This window comes from Pantanalinema rosaneae CENA516 (assembly GCF_050753385.1).
GTDB lineage: Bacteria > Cyanobacteriota > Cyanobacteriia > Leptolyngbyales > Leptolyngbyaceae > Pantanalinema > Pantanalinema rosaneae.
Window position 1 is genome coordinate 41,742 of sequence record NZ_JBLZFZ010000041.1, and the last position, 19,137, is coordinate 60,878.

The window sequence follows — 19,137 nt, forward strand, 5'->3', positions numbered from 1 at the left end:
TAATAAGCTGTAATTCCTTGCGTAGGGGCGTGGCATTCGGTAAAAAAACCTTGCCATTGTTCCAGAAATCTCTGCCGAATGCCGCGCCCGTACAGGTAGAAGGTTGCAGTTGTTCAGGTTATTTAGTTCGTGATCCTTAGCAACCATCATTTGGCAGTCCCAGCTAAGGTATGAGAGGCTGTTGCTGTTCGCTTGATGTGGTGCTTTATGACGATCGCGCAATTATTTGATCTAGCTAACCTGTTTGTCTTGCCCTTCTGGGCATTAATGATTCTGTTACCAAACTGGGAAATCACAAAACGGGTGATGGCATCCTATATCCCGTTTATTGTGCTTGCCGCTTTGTATCTCTATCTGCTTTCCAGCAGCCTGACTCCCGAAACCGCCCAAGCCATGTCGAATCCCAAGTTGGCAGATATTGCCCGCTTTTTTGGCGAAGAACGAGCGGCAGCGACAGGTTGGGCACATTTCTTGGTAATGGATCTGTTCGTCGGACGCTGGATCTACTGGGAAGGTCAAAAAAACGGCGTGTGGACAGTGCATTCCCTGGCACTTTGTTTATTCGCGGGTCCACTGGGCTTACTGTCCCATATTGTCACCACCTGGATCACAACCACCTTTGTCATGAAAACCCCTACCCCTTCTGAAACTACCTCCGCTTCGCCCACTGGAGAATAATTGAAGTTTCCTCCCGGATCTTTCTGACCTACCCTATCTTCCTGACCTGCCCTATCCTCCCCATTTTCCCCATCTCCCTCACCTCATCACCCCACCTGCCCCACCCCTCTGCCCTCATCCTTCTGGAGGAAGCCAGTCCAATACGGAAAAGTCAAGCTATATCTTGAAGACAGTGAACAATCAATGCGATCGGGGGGATAGCATGGTCACAACTGCATCAAATCTGATTACGCCAATCAATACCATCACAACCTGGATAACTTGCCACGATCGCGACCCTAGCACAGACATGGTAGACCTTCTGCGCGATCGTCTGCGGGCTTCATGGTAGCTATGCGGCTGAACCGTTTTCACCCAATCCGCTACTGGCTAATTATTAGTGCGATCGCGCTGACCTGTTTTCTCTCGGCGTATGGCACTTTTAAGACCCTTGATTTAGGGATAGAGGCTTCACCAATCTGGTTTCCAGCAGGAATTGGACTGGCAGCCCTACTGCTGTATGGGCAGCGAGTTTGGGTCGGCATTACGCTCGGTACCTTTCTGTTTGCTATGTCGTTGGGTGTGCCCTGGTGGGTGGCGATTCTAGCCGCTTTTGGCAGCACGCTGGAAGCGATCGTGGCTCAGAAATTGTTGCAGTGCGTAGGATTCGACCGATCGCTGAAACGGATTCCCGATACGATTAGCTTTCTGGCTCTCGCGGTCATCTTCGCTCCAACGTTAAACGCCACCACCAATACACTGCTGGGCTGTGTATCGGGTCTACGCTCTTGGAGCCAGTTTGCCTCTAACTGGTGGACGGTATGGTTAGGAGACGGCATGGGAATCTTGCTCGTCACGCCATTTCTGTTGACCTGGGTAGGAAGACCACTCCCCCCGGATCTCACCCTCAGACGGCTAAAACGGCGTTGGCAAACTGAAGCCGCCTTCCGCTACCAAACGCTAGCGCTGCTGATTTGGGCAGGACTCCTGATCGGGGTCAGTAGCATTGTGTTTACCTGTGCTAGCAAAACCGCGATCGCCCATTATCCCTTAGAGTATTTGCCCTTTCCCTTGATCATTTGGGCAGCTCTGCAATTAGGACAACGCGCAACGGTATTGAGTAGTCTGGTCGTTTCCAGCATTGCTATCTGGGGCGTGGTGCAAGGGGCGGGCTCGTTCATGGCAAAAACCAATGGGGATACGCGGCAGGCGGTACTGTTGCTGCAAACCTTCATTGGCGTAATGATGATGACCGCACTGGTGTTAGCGGCAGCAGTAGCCGAACGTCAGCAAAGTCAAGAGCGGTTTCGTGCCATTTTTGAAGGAGCCGCGATCGGGATCGGGTTAGATAGCCTGGATGGGCGCATTGTCGAGAGTAACCCCGCTCTCCAAAGCATGTTGGGCTATAGCCGGGAAGAACTGGCGCACATGACCTTTGCTGACTTCACCCACCCCGATGATCTGGCAGTGGATGTGGAGCTGTTTAGTGAAATGGTGACTGGTAAGCGGGACTTTTACCAGATTGAGAAGCGCCACTTTCAGCGAAATGGGCAAGAGGTTGCCGTTCGTTTAACCAATTCCCTCGTTCGAGATATTCAAGGCAATCCAGTGTTTACGATCGGCATGGTCGAAAATATCACTGACCTCAAACGGGCACAGGAGCAAATTCAGCGGTATGCCGATATTGTCAAACGGATGCAGATGGGGCTGTTAGTGTGGCAACTTCACGATCTCGATCAGGTCGATAGCTTCACTTTAGTCGAGTGCAATCCAGCCGCTCGCACCATGCTGCATATCACTGCCCCGATCGCAGACTTGGTAGGACACCGGATGGCAGACATTTTCCCGGTTCTAATGGAAACCGCCTTCCCTAAACTCTATGCTGAGGTGATTCGATCGGGGAAAGTGCGAGATCTGGGCGAGATCCGGTATACCGACCACCAGGTGCCCGAAGGAATTTATGCCACCAAAGCCTTTCCCCTCCCCGATAACTGTGTTGGTGTGATCTTTGAAAATATTACCGATCGCAAGCAAGCCGAAGAAGCCCTACAGCAAAGTGAAGCCCGCTTCCGGTTAGTCGCTGAAACCGCCGCCTGTGCCTTTATGGTGTATCAGGGGAATCGGTTACGTTACGTCAATCCCGCCGCCACCACCATTACAGAATATTCTCAGGAAGAACTGTTATCGATCGATTTTTGGCAACTGGCTCACCCCGATTTTCGGGCGATCGTGCAGGAACGCGGGTTAGCTCGCCAACAGGGAGCCGCCGTCCCCAGTCGGTACGAAATCAAAATTCTGACCAAAACGGGCAAAGAACGCTGGGTCGATATGAATGCTGGCATGGTGTACTTTGAGGGTCAACCCGCCGCCTTAGCCACCGCGTATGATATTACCGATCGCAAACAGGCAGAAGCCCAACTCCGGTTTGCCGCAGAACGGGAACGCTTACTGGCAGAAATCTCCTCTCGCATTCGCAGTTCTCTCAATCTCGAAGCCATCCTGAATACGACCGTGGCAGAAGTGCGACGATTTTTGCAAGTCGATCGGGTCTTCATTAGTCATCTGAGTGACACTGGCTGCTGTCGGGCCGTTGCTGAATCGGTGGATCCCCAATGGTCATCGGTTTTAGGGTGGCGGCTGGATGATGGCAATGCCGTCGCCGAAATTCGTCACCTGTTCAGCGATGGGATCCGGGTGGTGGATGATACCGAGCAGGTCGAAAAGACACCATTCCTAGCCGAATATTACCGTCGTTGTCAGGTCAAAGCCGGGATGGGCATTCGCCTGATGCTAGAGGGGCAGGTGTTTGGAGTTTTGATTGCCACTCAATGTTCTGCCCCCCGCCAATGGCAACCCTTTGAAGTTGATTTACTTCAGCAACTCGCTACCCAGGTAGAAATTGCGCTGCAACAAGCCCATTTATATCAACAGGTACTAACCTTAGCCGCCAGTTTGGAATGCCAGGTAGAAGCCCGGACACTAGAACTCCAGGAACGGATGCAAGAGTTACAGCAGATCAACCAGGTTAAGGATCTGTTGCTCCATGCGGTTTCCCATGATTTGCGTACCCCGACTCAGGGCATGTTGATGGTGCTGAATAACCTCTTGCGTAAATGCGATGATCCGATCGCTGTCCCTCGCGGCATGGTGGAATGTATGCTGAGAAGTAGCGAAAACCAATTACAACTACTGAATTCCCTGCAAGAGCAGCAAGACTGCACAGCCGCTCCCAGTATCCCAGATCCGGCTTGGGAAGCAACTAACCTGTCAGACGCGTTACAAGCCAGTTTGGTGGTAGTAGAAGCCCAAATTGTCAAGAATCAGGCAACGGTGCTGAATCAAATAACGCCGGATTTGCCTGCGGTTAAGGCAAATGGCAATGCCTTGAAACAGATCTTTGAGCAGTTGTTGACTAATGCCCTGAAGCATAATCCCCCGGGGCTGGTGATTACCTTGAATGCCACGATCTCCGAGGATCAGATGCTTTACTGTACCATTGCAGATAATGGCATTGGCATGAATCGTGCCCAGTGCGATCGCCTGTTTCACCTGTATATTCGGGGGTTGGATAATCGGCATCTGACGGGGATTGGCCTGGGACTACATCGCTGTCAACGGCTGATTCACCACTATGGCGGTCAGATCGGTGTGGATAGCACCCCCGGTCAAGGCTCAATCTTCTGGTTTACCCTGCCGATCGCTGGCTAATGGCGGTTGCTTGTTCAAGCCCGTTCAAAGATTGCCCCTCGTTGCTTCAACTCCCAAATCATTGGTTTCGTCAAGCCCTCGTTGCCAGCAAACTGAGTTCGCTTTAACGTTGCCCCATCCAAATTGGCATAGCTGAGGTTGGCAAACGCTAAACTGGCATCGCTCAGATTAGCTCCATACAGACTTGCCCCCGTCAAATCGGCAGAGGTCAGGTTAGCCCGCTGCAAATCGGCATGGCTGAACATGGCACCCCGAGCTTGGGTATTACTCAATTGCGCCCCGATCAAATTAGTCCGACGGCAATTCGCATGATTTAACTGGGCTCGTGTCAGGGTGACTTCAGCAAGCTTGGCATGTAACAACCTGGCACTACTGAGTTTGGCTCCAGTCAAATTCGCATTGGTCAGAACCGCATTATCTAAAATGGCGTTGGTTAAATCCGCTTCGGTTAAGTTAGCTTCCGTCAGATTGGCTTGACTGAGATTGGCATTGATCAAATTGGCACACATCAGGTTAGATCCAATCAGATCTGCCCCAATTAGTTGAGCCGCCCGCAGTTCTGCTCCAGTTAATTTGGCACCCGCGAAATCCTTCAGCGGATCAAACCCCACTAACTTCGCTAATTCAATAAAATCGTCAGTCTCTGCCTCTACAATCCGTTGAATCAGTTGTTGGAGCTTCTGGAGAGATGAGTCACTCAGCATTTGCAAAACTGCCTGATCTATTCAGGTCTTTGTGATTCAGGGCACAGCAACCAGTTAGGACTACAGTCTAATCACTAGAAGCTACGCAATCTTATGCAACTAGATAGAACAACCTAGCTGTGATACTGTTTCAGGCACCAGTTCTGCTAATTTACTTTAAGAAAATCTTAACATTAAGATCTAGAGATCGTCTGGAATCCGGATCACTGGCATTGAAGGTTAATACTGTTTGAGTTAACTCACCCCCAGCAAACCTAATTTTATCCAAACAAATAATTACAACTGCTCTATTCGTCACCTATGCTTCGGCATTCTGGAGCCAGGTGGTAATCAAATGCTCGACGATCGCTCGTTTATTGGGACTCAGCCCTTCTGGAACCAGACTATTGATCAACGCGTCACGATGAACGTTTGCGGAATTGGCGACAACCTGACTGCGCTGGGGCGGCTCCTGAACTGGACTGGAACTGTAGCGATGCGATGACCAGTCAAGGGGATGGGGTTGTAGCCGTTTGGGTTGAAACATTGCTGTTACAAAGGTTTAGGTGGTCAGCGAGTCATCATGGCGTTTAACTACAGAATTTGGTTACTGGAGAACCAGGATTAGGGTAGTTAAACCAATCTGGGCTGATGGATAGGGATGAAGTTGGCAGTTAGCGGACACGCCAAACAGAGCAATTAGCTCCCAGCAGTATCGACGCTCTACGATCAATAGTCAAGTCCCAAGATTAGTTGCTAACTAAGCTGAGGTACGATCAGGATGGTTTTCCCAAGCATAGACTACTGATATGGATAGAGTGCCCCACTTACCAATGACAATAACACTGTTCCAGGCAAGATCCCGTAGCCAATAGGGAATCTTTATAGAACTAGAGAAATTGTTCACTCACGGTTAGAAGTAACCTCAGGTAGATCTGCCTCTAGCCCAGGGGAGAAACGCAAATTACAAGGTTTGGTTTACCTCTGTATTTCTCTTGATCTTATCAAGTAAAATTCCTAGCTTCTATACCCACTTGGGTGGTATTTCAGGGTGATTTAGTTCGGTTGCCACGCTGTTTGCACCGTGACTTCTTCAAACTGCACAATGTCTTGCCGGGGATCCGCATAGCTGACTCGCAGATCCATGCGATCTCCCAGCGACACAGCTCGGTTAAACCGCATGGCTAACTCTAGTCCCAGATCTTCCAACAGCACCAGCCCCAAATTATCTTGCTCCCGCAGCCAACGTAGCATTAAAGCTTGCCAAACCTCGGCAGGGTGACGACGCAAATATTCCAAGCCCCAATAGCGGTTGGTTTGCCGCTCGACCAGGGTAGCCTCTTGAATCGTTGTACTCACTCCCATCGTCAGTTCCTGCATTTCCTCCGCCGAAAATGGCAGTGGCGAACCTCGCAGATGGGCTTTGATTTGGAAATGAGCCAGTAAATCACTGTATCGGCGAATCGGCGAGGTGACTTGCGTGTAGGTATCCAATCCTAAGCTGGCATGACGAGCCGGAGTAATACTCAACTCACTCCGGGGCATACAGCGCCGAATCGCACAGGAACGCACCGGACCGGCTGGCAAAATTAAGAGTTCCTCGTCTGGAGGCAGTTCGGGTTGCGGTTGATTGCGGAAGGGAATGGGTAAATTGTGAGCTTGGCTATACCGGGCGGCAACTTCACCCGCCAGAATCATCATTTCCGCCACCAGCATCCGGGCGCGGGAATCCTGAAGTACCTGAATGACAATCTCATCCTCATACACTTTAATCGAGGATTCTGGCATGTTAATGCTGATGGCTCCCTGAGACTGCCGCCAGGACTGTCGCCGCTTTGCCCACTGGGCGATCGCTTCCAGTTCAGATTCTGCCTGTACCCCTAACTCCAACATCTCATCGACATCTTCGTAGGTCAGGCGGTAGGTTGCCTTAATCTGACTGGTATGAATGCTGTAATCCGCGATCGCCCCAGCTTCATTCAATACCACTCCAAAACTGAGGGCACAGCACACTTTGCCTTGCACCAGGCTCATGGGCCCCGTCGCCAGTTCGGAGGGAAACATGGGAATCATGCCCGTTGGCAGGTACACTGTGGTACTGCGACGACGGGCTTCTAAGTCTAAATCATCACCCGGGAGGAGCCACCGGGTTGGATCCGCAATGTGGATCCACAGGCGCTGCTGTCCATTGGGCAATGCTTCCAGGCTTAAACCGTCATCAATCTCACGCGTACTCTCATCGTCGATCGTATAGACCTTTAAATGAGTCAGATCCAAGCGATCGGGATGCAAGTCTGTAGGTGGAGAGGTTAAGCGATGTTGCGCCACTTCCAATACCGTAGAAGGGAACTGAACCGGAATCTGACTGCGGCGCAGAAACAGATTTTCGTGGAGACTCCACAACCCCAAGTCTACCAGTAACTGAAAAGCTCCCTGAGGAGTTTCCGGTCGCTTTAAGTGCGCCAGGGTTTCCAGGGCGGGGGTGCGGTGGGTCGCTTCCTCTCCTAGCGTAGCAAATCGCTCTAGAGCGTCGAGTCGCAGTCGATCGCTAGGTTGCCATGCGATCGGTTGCTGGGCAAGTGCCTGCTGAATCCGCTCCAGAAACCCTTGCCATTCCTGCTGCCGTTGGGCTTCCATAGCTTGCTGGTGTTTCAGTTCAGCAATCTGGGCTTTGGGGCGCGGTTCGTACCGTTCACCTTTCTGCTTGAAGTAAAGCTTGTCCTCGGAAAGCAACCAATAGGCGGCATAACACAGTACCGGGCTTTGATCCGAGAACAGCAACATTGCCATTGTTTCTGGATCAGCCGTCTCGTTGTCTTCGACTAAAAGTTCCCAGGCAACTTCCAGGCTAGACGGATCAAGATAGGGTTGGACCTGATTGAGAAAGGCGGAAATCTCAGAAGGCTTATAGCTTCCTGAGATCTCATAGGTAATCTGTCGGGGATGGAGCGTATGCGGTTGCCCACGTTCATCGGTGACAATCCAGTGCTTTTTGCCCTCTGGACGCTCAACCACCCCAAGGCGACGATCGCTATTTACTCGAAATTCAACAAGAGTGCCCTTCTCCATGGAGGTACTGCGGCTTAAGGGATAAAACGGCAATCCGGATCGACCGAGAACGTCTCTGCCCTTAACCTTCCTTGTTGATGAACGGTAGCAGAGCCAGGACGCGAGCCCGCTTGATAGCTTCGGTCAGATCACGCTGTTGCTTGGCAGTTAGTCCAGTGATCCGGCGAGGCAGAATCTTACCGCGTTCAGTGATAAACTTCCGCAGCAGATCAACATCTTTGTAATCGATGGGATCTTCAGGTTTGATGGGGGAAACGCGACGACGAAGGTAGGTCATGGTTCAGTGATTTAGTAGCCAGTAACAAATGAGCAATGAATTCAGGGCAGCCAGGATCAATCACCGTTGGGATGGAGCAGTCCAACCCACTACGACGATGCCTCCAGGTTGTTATTTAATTTCTTTATGAACCGTATGCTTGTTGCAGTGCGGACAGAACTTTTTCAGTTCCAACCGAGCCGTGGTATTGCGGCGGTTCTTGGTGGTGGTGTAACGGGAAACCCCAGCCGATCGCTTATCCGGATTGGTGCGACACTCGGTACATTCCAGGGTGATGACTAGACGGACATCTTTACTCTTTGCCATACTCCGACTCGTTCAACGGTGGGACAGAATTCGACACAAACATCCATTATTTCATACGACGACCAGCTTGGGCAAATAACCGGCGTAACTTGATATCTAAGGAGTACCCTCGCCGCGTTTGCACGACGATCGTTTGAGCCATGCGATCGTGAAATGCCTGCCGATACTCAGCATCGGTGAAGGCAAAGCTACAGTCCACTAACAGCGGAATTGGTAAAACCAGTAATAATCCATTGGTGGGGCTGAGGTTTACCAGACCAATCCAGGCAAGTAAGGCACCCAATCCAGTGATAGTCTCGCGTTTGGTTAACTCCAGCAAGCCTGGAATCGCCCGATACTGGGGATTGATGACCTTCATATCCAACGCCCAACGCCCCAGACTTTGCCCCTTATTCTTCGCCACGACGAGGACGCGCAGCCCTAACCATAACAACATAAATAGGACACCATAGAACTGCTGACCCAATAACAGGCTCAACAGCCCAATGACCACCACATCGATCGCAAATGCAGCGATTCGTCGGGGCAGGGGCACTCGGGGAAACCGTGGGACTAAAACTAGCTCACCGTCATACATTAGACTACATAAAAATTACAGCGGATCGCTCTCCTGTCTCCATAGTAGGGGATGCCTCCGGAAGCCAGTGGCGGTTTCTAGAATGTGGATATCCCATCAGCCGTCTCAGGTAGGTCTTATGTTGAAGAAATTTTGGGTCGTCGGCATTCTGATCACCGCTCTACTCCTGATGCTGCAAGGGCGAGTCACAGCGCAACCCTCCTATAACTTGCAATCAGACATTTATGTATTACGGGCAGAGGTCAGCCAGTTACGGGCACAGGTAGCTCAATTGAGTGCGCGGCAAGGAGCCGGAGCAGCCCCTTCTCGTTCACCTGCACCTACCAGCCGAGCCAGATCACCGGAACTCAGCGATCAGCAAATGCTCGATCGCTTGGCAATTTTGGCGATCGAGGCAAAGGATCGGTTGAATGCCTTGGAAGGCCGCATGGCCGCGTTGGAAGGGCGGAGCAAATAAAGTCCGGCGGGGAGAGTATAGATCCGTGTACCAACCAGGCACGCTCCTGGTTAAAGTGACACCTTGCCTAGCCCCTGGAACATCAGCCAGGAGAGAAAGAAATTGGAAATAAAAATTGCCAGTAACGAGGTGACAACTGCCGTTGTAGTGGATTGTCCTACACCTTTCGCGCCTCCGGTCGTGGTTAGCCCCCAGCTACAGCCAATGATGGCAATTAATGCCCCAAAGACAAACCCTTTCAGTGGGGACGTACAGAGATCCCAAACGGACAAAAAATTCCGCGCCGAGTTGAGGAAGACCGTCGGGGAAATGCCATAGGGTTCCGCCATGAGCATGCCGCCCAACATGCCGATCAGAAACGAAAAGACGGTCAAAACCGGCAGCATCAGGCAGCAAGCGACTACTCGGGGAATCACCAGGTAATCGATCGGATCGGTCTTCAGCACGTATAGCGCATCAATCTGTTCCGTGACTCGCATCGTGCCAATCTCGGCGGCAAATGCCGACCCGACCCGTCCCGCCAGCACGACCGCCGCCAGAATCGGAGCCAGTTCTCGCCCTAAGGCAATCGCTAACACTCCACCGACGGTACTGCCTGCCCCCAAACTGACAAACTCTCGCGCCACTTCGATCGAGAACACCATGCCAATGACAGCGGCAACTACCAGAGTAATGAAGAGGGACTCGGGACCAACAACTGCCATTTGTTCCAGTGTATTGCGACGGTGAATTTTACCTGCCAGTAAATGCACTAAAACTTGCCCACCGAGTAGGATGGCTGCGAATAGGCGCTGGCTCCATAAGCCAAATTTAGAATTACTTGACGCGTCACTCACTCTAGAAGTACTCGGATAATTACGCAATGAGTAGAATACGGAAACTGTAACAGACTACTTAGTCAGAATAACGGATTCCCAAACTTCTGGTAGAAATGGCAGATTGAAACAGATCCCCCTTTTTGATCCATTAGGGTCAGCCATGATCGAGCAATTGGCTCAACAGACTCCGCAAATCTACTGTTAACCCATGTTTGTTTACGGTTACAACTAACCGTAAAGTGACGGTGATTGCCATATTTGTCACCTGGGGAAGCACATATTTTTCTAAGTAGAAAGAATTTACTATGCCTGTGAATTCCGGAATTCTGCACACTTTTTTTGTTCATTCCCTTAGTTAGAAAAAATTGCTCAGTTGCCACAGTAACCAGCGCAAATTGACTTTATTGATCTATGGCAAGAGTGTTAGTCGTTGAAGATGACCTGGTTGCTGCCTTAAGTATTCAAGAGTTTCTTAAGGAAACGCCCTATACTGTTGTCGCTAGCGTTACCTCCGGTATAGCCGCAATTTCGGCAGTGAGAAAGAATAAACCGGATCTAGTGCTGATGGATATTCACCTGGAAGGTGACATGGATGGCATTACGTCGGCAACCCAGATCCGTGAACAATGGGATATCCCGATTATTTATTTAACGGCTAATACCACCAGTCAAGTGCTGGAACGGGCGATCGCCACGGAACCCTTTGGCTATTTGCTCAAACCGTTCGATCGCTGCCAACTCCATAGCACGATTCAAGTTGCCCTGCGCCGCTACTGGCTAGAACAGCAGATGCAACAGACGGAACAATGGTTAGCGACAACGTTGATGAGTATCGCTGATGGCACGATCGCCACTGATACAAATGGTTGTATTACATTTATGAATCCTGCGGCGGAAATGCTGACAGGATGGCAACAAGCCGAAGCGTTAGGGGAAGCCGCCGATCGCGTGTTGCATCTGGTTGATCCGCAAACTCGCGTAGCGCTGGAAAATCCGGTGTTACGAGCTATTCGGGTCGGTACCAGTATCAGCCTGCCCAACTCCTGTATCTTGCGAACTAAAGATGGCTTAGAGCGGGCGATCGGCGATACAGCCGCCCCGATTCGGAATCACCAGGGTGAGATTACGGGGGGGGTGATTGTCTTTCAGGATGTAACGCAACGGATGCAGGCGGAAGCGGCGCTGCGGCATCAGGTCGAACAGGAGCAGTTGATCGGACAAATTGCCCAACGGATTCGCCAGTCCCTTGACCTGCATGACATTCTCAATACCACCGTGGCAGAAGTGCGGCAATTGCTGCAAACCGATCGGGTGATTATCTACCAGTTTGCCCCTGACTGGAGCGGGTCTGTGCTGGTGGAATCGGTCGTTGCAGGCTGGCGATCGATGTTAGGCGAAACGCTGTATGACCCCTGTTTAGCCCAGGCAGATGCCATTGCCTCCTATACCCAGGGCAAGGTCAGTTCTGTTCAAGACATTTATACCGATGAGTTATCGGACTGCTATGTCAAATTACTTGCCCAATTTCAGGTTAGGGCGAATTTAGTTATTCCCGTATTACAAAGCGAACAACTCTGGGGGTTGTTAGTCGCTCAACATTGTGCCGCCCCTCGGCAGTGGCAAGCCTGGGAAATTCACCTGCTGACCCAACTCTCTAATCACCTATCGATCGCGCTGCAACAAAGCCAGCTTTACCACCAAATGCGACACCAGGTAGAACGGGAACAGGCTTTGAACCGAGTGATTCAAGCCATTCGCAATTCCCTGGAGTTACAAACCGTCTTTGCAACGGCGGTAGCAGAAGTCGGTCCTCTATTACAGCTCGATCAGGCAACGATCGTGCAATATTTTCCCCCAGATCAAGTGTGGCGGCATGTGGCTAGCTATTGCCGAACTGCCCAAATCCCCGATCCAACTGGGCAAGAGATTCCTGATCACAGCCATCTGTTTACGGCTCGACTCAAACAACTGGAAGTGGTGCGGGTGGATGACTATAGTACCCGTACAGCCCCCCAGGATGGAGCAACTCCCTCCAGCTATCCTGGGGCATGGTTATTAGTGCCTTTGCAAGTTGGGGAACAGTTGTGGGGCAGTTTAAGCCTGAATCATTGCCATCAATCCTGGATCTGGCAGGACTCAGAGGTAGAACTGGCGCGAACCGTGGCAAACCAATTAGCGATCGCCATTCAGCAGTCCCAACTCTATCAGCAGGTGCAGCAATTTAATGCGGAGTTAGAGATCCAGGTACAGGAACGCACCACGCAACTGCAACAGGCGTTTCAATTTGAAGCCACTTTAAAGCGGATTACCGATCGCGTCCGCGATAGTCTGGATGAACATCAAATTCTGCAAACCGTGGTGCAGGAGCTAGGATTGGCGATCGGAGTCACGACCTGTAATGCCGCTCTGTATAACCTGGAGCAGCAGGTCTCAACGATCTGCTACGAATACAGCAAGGCAGCCCAGCCCTTCCAGCCCTATACCGTGGCAATGACCCAATTTCCGCAGGGGTATCAGCAACTACAGCAGGGGCAGCATTTTCAGTTTTGTACGACCTCTCCCCTCTTTTCAGAAGGACAGGCGGCAATTCTGGCATGTCCGATCTTCGATAATCAGGGAGTGCTAGGCGATTTATGGTTGATCCATCATGCCCACGTTACCTTCAGTCAGGTGGATATTCGCTTAGTCCAACAAGTGGCTAACCAATGCGCGATCGCCTTACGCCAGTCCCGTCTGTATCAAACGGCTCAAACCCAGGTGTTAGAGCTAGAACGCTTAAATCGGTTAAAAGATGACTTTCTCAGTACCATCTCTCATGAACTGAGAACCCCGATGGCAAATATCAAGTTGGCAACCCAGTTATTAGATGTATCCCTGCAACGATTAGGGGTGGTTGGAGAGCAGGCGGGTTCCACAACGCGGTATATGAAAGTGTTGCAGGAAGAATGCCAGCGCGAGATTAGTTTAATTGACAACCTGCTCGACTTATCTCAGATCGAGCAAGAGATGGAAGGGTTAGAACTGGCAAGGATTGACCTATCGACCTGGATACCATCTACGATCGCACCATTAATTGACCGAGCGGCGCACCAATCTCAACACCTGCACCTGCATATCCCCGATGACCTAACATTGCTAACCACCGATCCAGTGTGTCTGGAACGGATTCTGATCGAGTTGTTAACCAATGCCTGCAAATACACTCCGACCCACGGACAGATTACGGTCTTTGTGCAAGCGACTTCTACACAGATTCAAATTGGGGTGAGTAATTCTGGCAGCGAGATCCGCGCCAATGAACTGCCCTACATTTTTGACAAGTTTTACCGTGTCCCTAGCGCTGATCCTTGGAAACATGATGGAACAGGACTGGGATTAGCACTGGTCAAAAAGCGGGTAACTCAGTTAGGTGCCAGTATCCAAGTGGCTAGTGCTGAGGGCATAACTACCTTTACGCTCCAGTTTCCGCGTGAGCAGATGCCTGAGTTCTGATTCAAATTCTCAAGGTGGTAACGGTTTCACCATCCATAACGATTGAGTTTGATACCCTAACTGGTGATATAACTGCAATGCGGGTTGATTGGTTTGAAATACCTGTAATCCGATTTGACGATCGCCGCGTGACCTTGCCCAGGTTTCCGCATACTGCATTAAGGCTGTACCAATGCCTTGCCGCCGATGGTCTGGAGCCACATATAACAGAAAAATATGGGCGTGGCGTTCTCCCGTTCCCTGATCGATCGCCGTTCCTAACCAGAGGCAGGCAACGGGTCGAAATGGAGTTCGTGGCAGAGTTGCTGGTGATACGGCTGGGGCAGGATGCAGCGGCTCAACCCACCATAGGGGCGTTTCCCAGGAAAAATATTGCTCTACTGTCTTTGCCAGGTGGCTATGGTGATGCCCAGGCTGAATTTCAGCATAGGAACGCTGCATAAACTGGACTAGCAACGATCGCTCTACACCGGAACCGGAACGTAGTTGATACCCTGCCGGTAAAACCACCACAAACCCTAAAGTTGCTCCACTAAATCAAAGTCATCAGTAACGCCTTTAATTAAGGTCGAGAGCGAGGGGGGCAGTTTGGTAGCCGTATCCGTAGCGGTGGACTTAGCAGTTCCGATCGCGATTTCAAGTTTTGCCTGGGGCTGTAAGGCATGGGTGTCTTCGATCGGAGCCGGAGCCGCCAGATCAGAGGGCAAGAAAATCCGCGAACTGACTGCTAACAGGGCGACTAGAAAAACCAGAACAATCAAAAATGGTGCAATATATTGCCGGAAGATTGCCATAAAGCAGGATGCAACTGGGAAGCAAGGGAATTCTGAGACTTCACTCAAGATTTATGAAGCGCTCTGATCCTATGCTACTACTTTGCTCCCACCTTGCAGGCAGAATTCCCCTGATTACCACTCTGATCTGATTACCAAATATCCAAGTTGTCTGAGTCGGATTTGATGACATCAGGAGATGGCAGGATGGGAGCAACCTGGTTCCAGGGAGCCACGATCGGCAATAGTAACAGCCCCGGTAAGGCGGCAACGAGGGTGAGCAAGAAAAATACCGGCCAACCTGTGGTCTTGGCTAACACTCCGGCGGGAGCGGCTAAAACAATACCCGCTGTCGCCATCAAACTCGACAGGAGAGCGAACTGAGTCGCCGTGAAGCTGTGATGACACAAACTCATGAGATAGGCAACAAATACGGCGGTCACTAATCCGGCACACAGGTTTTCGATGTTAATCGCCAGCAGGAGCAGCAGACTATTATTCCCTACCGCCGCCAGTGTAAAGTACCCCAGATTGCTCAAGGCTTGCAGCCCACCAAACACCCAGAGCGATCGATAAATGCCAATTTTGGTTAATATCGCGCCGCCACCAATCACACCAACCGTAGTTGCCAGAAAGCCAAAGCTACCCTGAATCGCCCCAATTTCGGTTTTGCTGAAGCCAATATCCAGCAGGAAGGGGTTTGCCATGTTATTGACCAGTGCATCCCCCACTTTGTAGAGCAAAATGAACAGCAAAACTAGAATGCTAGATTGCCACCCTAAGCGTTGAAAAAACTCCTGAAAGGGCAAATAAACCGCTTTGATTAACGATTCTGGCGGTGTATCCCGTTGTGGCTCAGGTGCCCACAGAGTAGTGATCAGTCCAACCAGCATCAACACTGCCATCAGGAGATAGACCCAACTCCAAGGCATTTGATCCGCCAGAATTAGGGTAAGAGAACCAGAAACAAGTACCGCCAACCGATACCCTAAGACCCAGGTGGAAGCCCCAATCCCCAGTTCAGATTGAGTCAATACATCTGTCCGATAGGCATCTCCAGCGATATCCTGAGTGGCACTGAGCAAAGAGATTGCCATCGCTGTCATTGCCAGCAGTTGTAAATTCTGTTGGGGTTGCTGGAACGCCATTGCCCCGATCGCCAGAATCAGTCCCATTTGAGTGATCAGCAGCCAGCCGCGTCGTCGTCCCAAAAATGGAGGAATGATCCCGTCTAGAAATGGCGACCAGAGAAATTTTAGCGTATAGGGCAGTCCAATCAGACTAAACCAGCCGATCACGCCTAAGTCCACCTTTGCCTCCTGCATCCAGGCTTGGAGGGTACGGCTGGTCAATAGTAATGGTAGCCCCGAGGAAAACCCTAACAGCAATAGAGCCGTGATCTTCCGGCTTTGAAAAATTTTCAGGAGTTGGTTGGAGTTCACAATTCGACCGTAGGCAAATAATCGCTAAAATGCGGTTGGCATTCAGCCCATCATGCCATATTGCCGTTGGCAACTTGGGGGAAATGGTTCACGATCGCACTCAGACCTGATCGCTGGTTGACTATATGTGAACGCCAGTGTCCTCAAGCATAAATTGTGAGATTACGCCATTTTGCTATAGCCCGATACCACGCCAAACGCCGACTAACGCTCCCTGAACATCCACCTGAGTTGCCGGGACTTCGATCGGGTTATAGCGAGAATTAGCGGGTTGTAGCGTGACTTTGCTGCCTTTGCGATGGAAGTATTTCAGGGTGGTTTGTTCATTCACTCTTGCCGCTACGATCGTGCCATTCTTGATGGTCTTGGGATCTGCCACGGGTTTGAGGATCACCACGTCACCATTGTCGATCAGAGCTTCGATCATGCTGTCGCCTCTGACCCGTAACGCAAAGTAATTGGGTTTGAGGGACAAGGTAGACAAATCGAGGTGTTCTACTTCCGATTCCGGGAAGGTTTCGACTAAGTTACCCGCCGCGATCGCGCCGAGAATGGGGACTCCCTGCATCGCCGCTTGGGTCATGCGAATCGTCCGGGCTTTCCCTTCCGTCCATTCAATGTAACCCTTGGCTCGCAAGTGTTCCAAGCGGCTCTGAACAGGAGCAGGCGATTTTAAGCCCATCGCTCGCATCATTTGACGGATTGAGGGCGGGTATTGATGTTCCCGAATGTATCCAACTAGCCAGTCATACAGTTCTTGTTGAGCTTCAGTAAGGGTATCCATAGGACAGAATAAAGGACAGGGTGGACATAGAACGTTTGTACCACCAAATTTCCTGCCTGTCTAGTCCCTGAAGCAATTTTTGATATTAAAGTTTTTGATAGGTGTTAATTAATTCACTCCTAATAAACTCGCTAATAGGGCTTTTTGCGCGTGCATCCGGTTTTCCGCCTGATCCCAGACGCGGGATTGGGAGCCTTCGATCACGGCATTGGTAATTTCTTCATCCCGGTGGGCGGGAAGGCAATGCAAGACGATCGCGGCGGGATCGGCGTAGGACAGGAGGGTTTCGTTGAGTTGGTAGGGCTGGAAGATGGGAATCCGGGATTCGGCTAAGTCCTCTTGACCCATACTTGCCCAGACATCGGTATAAAGGGCTTGTGCGCCTTTGACGGCTGCGATCGGATCGGTAGTGACAGTGACTTCTGTTCGACCATTGGCGATCGCCTGAGCTTGCTCCACAACTTCTGGTAGGGGTTGGTAGTCCGGTGGGCAGGCAACCCGAACATTCATCCCAGCCAGGGCACAGCCGATCATGAGGGAATGCGCCACATTGTTACCATCGCCAACATAGGTGAGGGTGAGGTCTGCCAGGGTGCCGAAGTTTTCCTGAATGGTTTGTAAATCGGCTAATACCTGGCAGGGATGTTCCAGGTCACTCAGGGCATTAATAATCGGGATGTTGGTGTATTCCGCAAATAGTTCGAGATCACGTTGCTCAAAGGTGCGAATAGCCAGAATATCCAGGTAGCGATCGAGCACCCGGGCGGTATCTTCCAGGGGTTCACCGCGACTAACCTGAGTCACACTGGGATTCAGATCTAGTACCTGTCCACCCAGTTGATACATGGCGACTGAGAAGCTAACTCGGGTGCGAGTTGACGCTTTATAGAACAGTAATCCTAAATTCTTCTGACATTTCAGATTCACGGCACCGCTTTTTAATTGCGCGGCTAACCGCAGTACCCCCTGTAGCTCTTCTGGGCTGAAATCCGCCATGCTGAGTATATCGCGACCTTTAAGTGCCCCCATTGCGTTGATCCCTTTGGTTTCTAAAGCAAAACGTTTATTGACCTAAAACCCTATCAAATCCTGGGAAGTTAGCCTAGTCGATCATGGTTAGGATTTGATGAATTGATTGCCGACCCTGGGGGGGCTGCCCCCCAACCCCCCCGAATTCGGAGGACGGCTGCGTCCCCCGAACCCCCTCCAGAAGGTGCGATCGCTGGGCAGTGATAGTCTGCTTCGCTCGGTTGGGTGGTCGGGGTTGGTGGTTGGGTTTAGGGAGAGCGTTGGATATACTCTGCGATCGCCTCTACTAGACCATCTAGGGTGTATTCGCGAGGTTCGACATCAACACGACCGAGTAAGGCTTCACAGGCTTGGCTGGTTTGGGGACCGATCGAGGCAATACAAACATTTTCTAGCCAGCTTTTCCAGGCTTCATTGCGTTCGGCTCGATAGACCAGTAGGCAAAAGTGTTTGACGGTTTTGGAACTGGCGAAGGTGACAATATCAATTTGGCGATCGCGCAGGGCAGCGAGGGCGACGGGATCGATTTCGTCGGGACAACGGGATTCGTAGGCGGCAACTTGCCGGACTTCGGCTCCCTGGTTGGTGAACTCTTTGATCAAAATATCGCGACCGCCACTCTCGACCCGAGGGAACAGAATTTTCATGCCACTGAGGCGTTCTGGAAAGTTTGCGACTAAGGAATCGGCAATGAAGTCGGGGGGAATGAAGTCGGGACGAATCCCCAATTGTTCTAAGCGAGCGGCAGTCTTTTCACCCACAACCGCCACCTGGATTTCGACTAAAGCATCATCACCGCGTTTCTCGCGCAACCGTTGGATGAAGTAGTCTACGGCATTGGTGGAGGTCAGGATCAGCCAGTCGAAGTCGTCCAGGTGGGCGATCGCGTCGTCTAACTCATCCCAGCTAGAGGGCGGCCCAATTTCCAGGGTGGGCATCTCGATCACGGTAGCACCAACCTCGGTGAGCAGGGCAGTGAATTGTCCCGATTGCCCAGTGGCGCGGGTGACGAGGACGGTTTTGTGAGCGAGGGGAAGGGGTGGGGACTGTCTCTTATACACATCT

General features: G+C 51.2%; 17 protein-coding genes. 4 read left to right on the forward strand and 13 right to left on the reverse strand.

The window, feature by feature from the left end; genetic code table 11:
• The first annotated feature begins 207 nt into the window (after positions 1–207).
• Positions 208–678: an ABA4-like family protein gene (locus ACN4EK_RS21405; protein ID WP_431660234.1), complete on the forward strand. Its 471-nt coding sequence runs from the start codon at positions 208–210 to the stop codon at positions 676–678.
• Positions 679–1,011: 333 nt separating this feature from the next.
• Entirely contained in the window at positions 1,012–4,365 is a 3,354-nt protein-coding gene (locus ACN4EK_RS21410; protein ID WP_431660235.1) for a sensor histidine kinase, read from the forward strand.
• Positions 4,366–4,379: 14 nt separating this feature from the next.
• On the opposite strand, the gene ACN4EK_RS21415 is transcribed toward ACN4EK_RS21410, so the two are convergent.
• The 6 genes from ACN4EK_RS21415 to ACN4EK_RS21440 all read right to left on the reverse strand — a co-directional run bounded on the left by ACN4EK_RS21415 (position 4,380) and on the right by ACN4EK_RS21440 (position 9,277).
• The gene (locus tag ACN4EK_RS21415) at positions 4,380–5,069 is read right to left on the reverse strand and encodes a pentapeptide repeat-containing protein (RefSeq protein WP_431660237.1); all 690 of its coding nucleotides are present in this window, start codon (positions 5,067–5,069) and stop codon (positions 4,380–4,382) included.
• A 298-nt stretch (positions 5,070–5,367) separates the two neighbouring features.
• Positions 5,368–5,595: a hypothetical protein gene (locus ACN4EK_RS21420; protein WP_431660239.1), complete on the reverse strand. Its 228-nt coding sequence runs from the start codon at positions 5,593–5,595 to the stop codon at positions 5,368–5,370.
• A gap of 509 nt (positions 5,596–6,104) precedes the next feature.
• Positions 6,105–8,117, reverse strand: coding sequence for a ribonuclease catalytic domain-containing protein (locus ACN4EK_RS21425; RefSeq protein WP_431660240.1), 2,013 nt, complete (start codon positions 8,115–8,117; stop codon positions 6,105–6,107).
• Positions 8,118–8,178: 61 nt separating this feature from the next.
• Positions 8,179–8,394 (reverse strand): 30S ribosomal protein S18, encoded by a 216-nt coding sequence (rpsR, locus tag ACN4EK_RS21430; protein ID WP_431660241.1) that lies wholly within the window; start codon positions 8,392–8,394, stop codon positions 8,179–8,181.
• A 111-nt stretch (positions 8,395–8,505) separates the two neighbouring features.
• Positions 8,506–8,700 (reverse strand): 50S ribosomal protein L33, encoded by a 195-nt coding sequence (rpmG, locus tag ACN4EK_RS21435; RefSeq protein ID WP_431660242.1) that lies wholly within the window; start codon positions 8,698–8,700, stop codon positions 8,506–8,508.
• 46 nt (positions 8,701–8,746) lie between these two features.
• Positions 8,747–9,277, reverse strand: a complete 531-nt coding sequence (locus ACN4EK_RS21440) for an RDD family protein (protein ID WP_431660243.1) — start codon at positions 9,275–9,277, stop codon at positions 8,747–8,749.
• Between the two features lie 118 nt (positions 9,278–9,395).
• Here ACN4EK_RS21440 and ACN4EK_RS21445 point away from each other — a divergent pair, with 118 nt between their 5' ends.
• Positions 9,396–9,734, forward strand: coding sequence for a hypothetical protein (locus ACN4EK_RS21445; protein ID WP_431660245.1), 339 nt, complete (start codon positions 9,396–9,398; stop codon positions 9,732–9,734).
• Positions 9,735–9,784: 50 nt separating this feature from the next.
• Here ACN4EK_RS21445 and ACN4EK_RS21450 read toward each other — a convergent pair whose 3' ends face one another.
• Complete coding sequence (locus ACN4EK_RS21450) at positions 9,785–10,570, reverse strand: MlaE family lipid ABC transporter permease subunit (RefSeq protein ID WP_431660247.1); 786 nt, start codon at positions 10,568–10,570, stop codon at positions 9,785–9,787.
• 393 nt (positions 10,571–10,963) lie between these two features.
• Here ACN4EK_RS21450 and ACN4EK_RS21455 point away from each other — a divergent pair, with 393 nt between their 5' ends.
• On the forward strand, positions 10,964–14,044 hold the full coding sequence (locus ACN4EK_RS21455) for a GAF domain-containing protein (protein WP_431660249.1): 3,081 nt from the start codon (positions 10,964–10,966) through the stop codon (positions 14,042–14,044).
• A gap of 9 nt (positions 14,045–14,053) precedes the next feature.
• On the opposite strand, the gene ACN4EK_RS21460 is transcribed toward ACN4EK_RS21455, so the two are convergent.
• The 6 genes from ACN4EK_RS21460 to ACN4EK_RS21485 all read right to left on the reverse strand — a co-directional run.
• Complete coding sequence (locus tag ACN4EK_RS21460; RefSeq protein ID WP_431660251.1) at positions 14,054–14,557, reverse strand: GNAT family N-acetyltransferase; 504 nt, start codon at positions 14,555–14,557, stop codon at positions 14,054–14,056.
• 5 nt (positions 14,558–14,562) lie between these two features.
• A complete protein-coding gene (locus tag ACN4EK_RS21465; RefSeq protein WP_431660253.1) occupies positions 14,563–14,838 on the reverse strand; it encodes a hypothetical protein in 276 nt (91 codons plus the stop codon).
• Between the two features lie 131 nt (positions 14,839–14,969).
• Positions 14,970–16,259 (reverse strand): AmpG family muropeptide MFS transporter, encoded by a 1,290-nt coding sequence (locus tag ACN4EK_RS21470; protein WP_431660254.1) that lies wholly within the window; start codon positions 16,257–16,259, stop codon positions 14,970–14,972.
• A 175-nt stretch (positions 16,260–16,434) separates the two neighbouring features.
• Positions 16,435–17,043: a transcriptional repressor LexA gene (gene lexA / locus ACN4EK_RS21475; protein ID WP_431660256.1), complete on the reverse strand. Its 609-nt coding sequence runs from the start codon at positions 17,041–17,043 to the stop codon at positions 16,435–16,437.
• A gap of 108 nt (positions 17,044–17,151) precedes the next feature.
• Entirely contained in the window at positions 17,152–18,072 is a 921-nt protein-coding gene (gene argF / locus ACN4EK_RS21480) for an ornithine carbamoyltransferase (protein ID WP_431660258.1), read from the reverse strand.
• A 248-nt stretch (positions 18,073–18,320) separates the two neighbouring features.
• Positions 18,321–19,137: uroporphyrinogen-III synthase (locus ACN4EK_RS21485; RefSeq protein WP_431660259.1), on the reverse strand; the 817-nt coding region annotated here is incomplete at its 5' end.